3 protein-coding genes are annotated in these 2,512 nt (G+C 67.4%); 2 read left to right on the top strand and 1 reads right to left on the bottom strand.

The genetic code is table 11. The annotated features are described in order from the left end of the window. The first annotated feature begins 179 nt into the window (after positions 1–179). Together ACOADB_RS20490 and ACOADB_RS20485 are read left to right on the top strand one after the other, a co-directional pair. Complete coding sequence (locus ACOADB_RS20490) at positions 180–719, top strand: DinB family protein (RefSeq protein WP_378602777.1); 540 nt, start codon at positions 180–182, stop codon at positions 717–719. 714 nt (positions 720–1,433) lie between these two features. Next, positions 1,434–1,772: a hypothetical protein gene (locus ACOADB_RS20485; protein ID WP_378602774.1), complete on the top strand. Its 339-nt coding sequence runs from the start codon at positions 1,434–1,436 to the stop codon at positions 1,770–1,772. Between the two features lie 22 nt (positions 1,773–1,794). Here ACOADB_RS20485 and ACOADB_RS20480 read toward each other — a convergent pair. Beyond that, the coding region (locus tag ACOADB_RS20480) for an HNH endonuclease signature motif containing protein (protein ID WP_378602771.1) at positions 1,795–2,512 on the bottom strand (718 nt) is incomplete at its 5' end.

The raw sequence follows: 2,512 nt of genomic DNA, 5'->3' as shown, positions 1-2,512 counted from the left end.
GCGGCTCCCGTGGTGCACGCCTGGACGGCGTACGTCGAAGACCGCGCCCTGCTCTGGTCCGGCTCGGACCCGGCTGACCGGGTGCCGCTTGAGGTGGATGTGGCGCACTGCTGCAGGGCGCTGGACGCGTTGCTCGGGATCTAGGCGAGGGTGGCGCCGCCGTGGGTACCCTCGGACGGGTGACGACCTTCCGCGCCGAGGACCGCACCGACCCGCCCTTTGCATCCGACGAAGCAGCGACGCTGCTGGGGTTCCTGAACTACCAGCGGGACACACTGCGCTGGAAGTGCGCAGGCTTGACCCCCACCCAGCTCTCGACCTCCCTGGCGCCGACGACGATGACCCTCGGCGGCCTCCTGAAGCATCTGGCGGTGATCGAGGCGGGATGGCTCAACCAGTTCTTCGCAGGTGGCGTCGCCAAGCCCTCCTGGTTCGACGACCTGGACCAGGATGATCGGAACTGGTCGTTCACCTCTGCTGACGGTGCTGCACCGGACCAGTTGTTCGCCTGGTTCGACGAGTCGATCGCCGTCTCAGACCGGGTCATCGCCGATGCGCTGGCTGGTCCTGATGGACTGGCCACCCTGTCCGCCGAGGAGGAGGACGGGAATCGGATCTCGCTGCGCTGGATCGTGTGTCACCTGATCGAGGAGTACGCACGCCACAACGGCCATGCCGACCTGCTGCGCGAGTCCGTTGACGGGGCGACCGGGGAGTAGCCCTCACCCACAACGGCAGGCCCGCCGCTACCGCGTGACGCTTCCCTTCACCCACGCGGTGCACGACCGCTGGTCGAGCAACAGACGACTGGGGTGGGTCGTCGGACTGGCCGGCGCTGGCGTTCTTGTCGTCACCCGCGCGCATCCCCTGTTCGTCGAGGCCGTCCGGGCAGCAGTCACCGAGCCTCTCACCTCGCACTGACTCCATCCCGCCTCGTCAAAGAGACGGCAGCACAATGCGTTCCTACACGCCTTGGCGAACGAGGATCCACCGAAGCAGTTGGCGTGACGCCAGGTACCCGAGAACAACGCCAGGGACATACCCGACGAGCCCGTTCACTCCGATCGCCTCCGCCAACCAGTAGCCGAGACCACCGCCAACGACGAACGCGACGCACGCCACGAGTCCACCAAGTGCGATGCCTTGCCGCTCTGCCCAAGAGTGTTCGTGACCCACCGCGTCAGTGTTGCAGCCCATCGGAACCTGAGGAGGGAAACAGACACTCATGCTCTCGCAGCATGGTGGGGCGCTCCGGCCCGACGCGTTTGCTGTCACCCAGTGGCAGTGGATGCACCCAATCACCACTCATCCGCGGGTCGAGTTCGAGGGCCATGGAATCTCGCTTCCGACTTCTTCGTGAGCGCACCGAGCGGGCAGATCCGCGGTACGTTGCGCGGTGCCGCTTCGCGGCCCATGCCCTGACAGGAGACCCCATGCCCCACGACCCGAACCAGCCGACGATCGTCCGGCCCTTCACCCGCAAGTCCACCGTCCTCGAGCTGTCCTCGACCGTTCCCGGGCGCGCGTTCAAGGCGTTGATCGTGCGCCAGCTCCCGCCGGTGGCCACCGAGAAGGAGCGCCAGGAGCTGGAGGACCTTACGGTTGGCCTTCCGCTGGAGACCTTGGTGGAGCTGTCCGAGGGCAAGCTCACCTGGGGCATCGCCGACTCGGTCCTCGATCTGGCGAACCGCAAGCCGCATCGCGTGATCCATCGTGGTGTCGGTGCGGGCACGACCGCCCTGAAGAAGGTCGCGCGCAGGGTTCGCCGCTGACCCGACGGCCTTCGCCGGGGTCTCAGGCGGCGAGGTAGTTGATGAGCCTCTGGGTGAAGTGGAGTTCTGCGGGCGTGGGGGTCTGGTCGCCGGTGGTGCCGGTGACTCTCCGTGTTCCGGTCTGATCGACCAGGTAGTGCGCCCCGTGGGGATCTCGCCAGATCACGATCCCGGGGAAGGGTTGTCGTACCTCCCACCCCGCATGCGTCTTGATCCGGTGATGGGTCCTGGTCATTGGGCCGAGGTTCCCCACACCGGTCTCTCCGCCCTCGGAATAGGGCACGGCGTGGTCCAGATCCATCCGCCGACTGGTGTTGGCCGCGTAGGGGAACACGTCACCAGGATGGATCAGGTGCACTGCCTCACGCATCCGGGACGGGATCTCGTACGCATCAACGGGCGCCTGGTTGTTCAGGTCGATCACCGGTGCCACCCGCACGTTGCCACCCAGGCCCAGCCGGGCCACCTGGTGGCGGACCCAGTCGGTGGTGACCGGGCCGTGGCCCTCCAGGCGGGCGATGGGCGAGTCGCCGTACAGGTGCAGGTAGACCTTCACCCGCACCTTCACCGGCCCCACCGTTGGGTCGAGGTGCGCGGCCGGGTTCATCAGCCGCGCGACGGCCGCGACCCGGCGCTGGTTGGCCGACGCGTCGGGCATCGAGTCCTTCAGGTCCTCGGAGTCGGCGACCGCGTTGGCTGCAGCATCAATGCCTGCGATGGTGATCGCGTCAGCGTGGACG

The organism is Nocardioides sp. CPCC 206348, from assembly GCF_048654705.1.
Taxonomy (GTDB): domain Bacteria; phylum Actinomycetota; class Actinomycetes; order Propionibacteriales; family Nocardioidaceae; genus Nocardioides.
Note: the sequence above shows the minus strand (reverse complement) of the source record. Positions and strands in the feature narration are given on the sequence as shown.

Coding starts and splice junctions, on each gene's coding strand:
- ACOADB_RS20485 (WP_378602774.1), top strand. CDS start 1,434: ATGCCCCACGACCCGAACCAGCCGACGATCGTCCGGCCCTTCACCCGC.